This is a genomic window from Sphaerotilus sp., assembly GCF_041083715.1.
In the GTDB taxonomy this organism is placed as follows: domain Bacteria; phylum Pseudomonadota; class Gammaproteobacteria; order Burkholderiales; family Burkholderiaceae_C; genus Sphaerotilus.
Genome location: NZ_JBFPGY010000149.1, coordinates 1 through 3,145, shown reverse-complemented (window position 1 = coordinate 3,145; position 3,145 = coordinate 1). Strand labels below are relative to the sequence as shown.

General features: G+C 67.3%; 3 protein-coding genes and 1 pseudogene. 3 read left to right on the top strand and 1 reads right to left on the bottom strand.

What is annotated here, in order from left to right:
- Positions 1–373, bottom strand: a 373-nt coding sequence (locus AB3X43_RS06805) for an electron transfer flavoprotein subunit beta/FixA family protein (RefSeq protein ID WP_473965074.1), incomplete at its 3' end; no start/stop codon positions are given.
- A gap of 251 nt (positions 374–624) precedes the next feature.
- Here AB3X43_RS06805 and murI point away from each other — a divergent pair.
- The 3 genes and pseudogenes from murI to AB3X43_RS06790 form a co-directional block, all read left to right on the top strand.
- Positions 625–1,446 carry a glutamate racemase gene (gene murI / locus AB3X43_RS06800; protein ID WP_369429104.1) on the top strand — a complete coding sequence of 274 codons (822 nt, stop codon included), beginning with the start codon at positions 625–627 and terminating at the stop codon, positions 1,444–1,446.
- A gap of 83 nt (positions 1,447–1,529) precedes the next feature.
- On the top strand, positions 1,530–2,459 hold the full coding sequence (osmF, locus tag AB3X43_RS06795; RefSeq protein ID WP_369429103.1) for a glycine betaine ABC transporter substrate-binding protein OsmF: 930 nt from the start codon (positions 1,530–1,532) through the stop codon (positions 2,457–2,459).
- A gap of 22 nt (positions 2,460–2,481) precedes the next feature.
- Positions 2,482–3,145 (top strand): annotated as a pseudogene (locus AB3X43_RS06790) (ABC transporter permease); the annotation flags it as partial.

The window sequence follows — 3,145 nt, the reverse complement described above, 5'->3', positions numbered from 1 at the left end:
TGCAGTCGTCGTCGATCGCCTGCTTGCCCAGGATCACCAGGCCCGGCTGTTCGCGGTCCACCAGCGCCTTGAGCAGCTTGGCCACCGCCAGCGGCTGCAGCTCGTCCGCGCACTCGACCAGGATGCCTCGGTCCGCGCCGATGGCCATCGCCGTGCGCAGCGTTTCCTGGCACTGCGTGACACCGCACGACACGGCGATGATCTCGGTGACCACGCCCTTTTCCTTCAGCCGCACCGCCTCTTCGACGGCGATCTCGTCGAACGGGTTCATGCTCATCTTGACGTTGGCGATGTCCACGCCCGTGCCGTCGGACTTGACGCGGACCTTGACGTTGTAATCAACGACCCGCTTGACGGGTACGAGTGCCTTCATGCGAGGTTCTCCAGTATTTGAATGGATCTGAATTCGGACGGCGGGAAAGCAATTCTAGGGGCCGCCCAAGCGTGAATTGCGACGGATTGTGGCAGCGCCACCAAAAAAAGCACGATCGTTCGATTTTAGCCAATCTTGCCGCACTGCACCATCAGGACACCGGTTTTTTGCATCAGGGAACACCCGGAGAGCGGCGACCAACGCCGCCACGGGCACTGCTAGACTGGCGCTCCACCGCCGCTCCCGCCTGCATGACGACCTCCGCGCCCTCCTTCTCCCCACGCATCGGCGTGTTCGATTCAGGCCTTGGCGGGTTGTCGGTGCTGCGATCGATCCGGCAGCAGCTGCCAGCGGCGCAGCTGCTCTATGTCGCCGACTCGGGCCACGCGCCGTACGGTGAGCGTGGTGACGACTACGTCTGCGCCCGGTCACTGGCCATCGCGGACTTCCTGTACGGACAGGGTGCACAGCTGCTCGTGATCGCGTGCAACACCGCCACGGCGGCCGCGGCCGCCGCCTTGCGCACACGCTATCCCGACGGTCGCATCGTCGGGGTCGAACCGGGCCTGAAACCCGCCGCGGTGCTGAGCCGCAGCGGCCGTGTCGGCGTGATGGCCACCAATGGCACGCTGCGCAGCGAGCGCTTTCGCCTGCTGGCACAGACCCATGCCACCCACCTCGACCTGCGCCTGCAGGCCTGCACCGGACTGGCCGCCGCGATCGAGGCAGGCGAGACCGATGCACCCGCCGTGCGCGAGCGTGTGGAGACACACTGTGCGGAACTCCGGGCGCAGAACGTGGACACGGTCGTTCTCGGCTGCACGCACTATCCGTTCGTCGCCCACCACATCCAGGCCGCGATGGGCGCGGAGGTCCGGTTGATCGACACGTCGGATGCCGTGGCACGGCGCACGGCATCGCTGGTCGGTGCACTGGGTGCCGAGGCCGCGGAGGGACCATCCACCGTCGCACCGCTGGCGCAGTTGTGGACCACCGGGGATGTCGCCACGCTGCGGGGTTTCGTGCAACGCTGGCTCGACTTCCCCTGCACCTTCGAGGCATGGGCTGGATAACGCGAAAAATGGCCCCTTCGCTTATAGTGGCCCCGCGAAATAGTTCTCGCATTCGCCCCCGACCCGTCTCAGGAGGATCTCCGATGCGCATTGCAAGCCTGACCCGCCGCCTCTTCACCGGCACCCTGCTGGCCACCCTGCTGGCCAGCAGCCCCGCCCAAGCCCAGACCGCCGTGCGCGTGGGATCCAAGATCGATACCGAAGGCTCCCTGCTCGGCAACCTGATCATCCAGGTGCTCGAAGCCGGCGGCATCCACACCGAGAACAAGGTGCAGCTCGGCAACACCAAGATCGTGCGCGGCGCCCTCACGGCCGGCGAGATCGACATCTACCCGGAGTACACCGGCAACGGCGCCTTCATGTTCTCCGCCGAGAAGGACCCGGCCTGGAAGGACGCCAAGGCCGGTTACGAAAAGGTCAAGGCCCTCGACTTCCAGGCCAACAAGATCGTCTGGCTGGAGCCCGCTCCGGCCAACAACACCTGGGCCATCGCCATCCGCAAGGACGTGGCGACCGCCAACAGGCTCAAGACGCTGGACGACATGGGCCGCTGGATCGCGGGCGGGGGCAAGTTCAAGCTCGCGGCCTCCGCAGAGTTCATCGAACGCCCGGATGCCCTGCCCGCATTCCAGACCGCTTATGGGTTCAAGCTCAAGCAGGACCAGTTGCTGACGCTGGCCGGCGGCGACACCACCGTGACGATCAAGGCGGCCGCAGAGCAGACCTCGGGCGTCAACGCCGCGATGGCGTACGGCACGGACGGGCCGGTGGCGGCACTCGGGCTGGTGGTGCTGGACGACACGAAGGGCGTGCAGCCGATCTATGCACCGGCGCCGATCGTGCGCGCCGAGGTGCTGGAGAAGCACCCGAAGATCCGCGACCTGCTCGCCCCGGTGTTCAGGACGCTGGATGGCGCGACGCTGCAGGCGCTCAATGCCCGCATCGCGCTGGGCGGTGAAGACGCCAAGAAGGTGGCGGCCAGCTATCTGAAGTCCAAGGGCTTCATCAAGTAAGGCGGTGCAGCGGCAGGCGCTGATGCAAGGTCGACGCCACCACACGGTCCTGGGGGTGCTGCTGGTGGCGGGGCTGGCGGCGGTGTTCTGTCTGCCGTTCCTGACGCAGGCCCCGAACCGGCTCCTCTCCGGCGTGGGCGTGCCCGTGGCGGAGGTGATCGCCGGGCCCCGGCGCTGGGCGCTGACGCCCGTCCTGTTCCTGCTGGCTGCCGCGCTGCGGCCTCCATCCGGGCACCGGATGCGCTGGCTGACCTTGGTTGGTGCCACCAGCCTGCTGGGTGGGCTGACCTGGCTGGCGGGCACACACGCCCGTGCGTTGTTGTCCGAGGACATGCCCCTCGGTCGCACCTCGCTGGGCAGCGGTTATTGGGTGCTGGCCGTGCTGTGCGGACTGGCCATGGCCGAAGCCTTGCAGGGCTGGACGAGGCATGCGTGGCTGTCGCTGGCGGGCAGCGCGGTCTTCGTTGCGCCGGTGGCTGTGCTGGTGTGGCAAGGCCATCTGGACGCCCTGTCGCTCATGAAGGAATACGACAACCGCCGGGACGTGTTCGACGCCGCCCTGCAGCGGCACCTGCTGCTGGTCGGCGCGACGCTGTTGCCGACGGTGCTGATCGGCGTGCCGCTGGGCGTGCTGGCGGCCAGACGCGCCAGGATTCAACCGGCACTGCTGTCGGTGCTCAACCTGA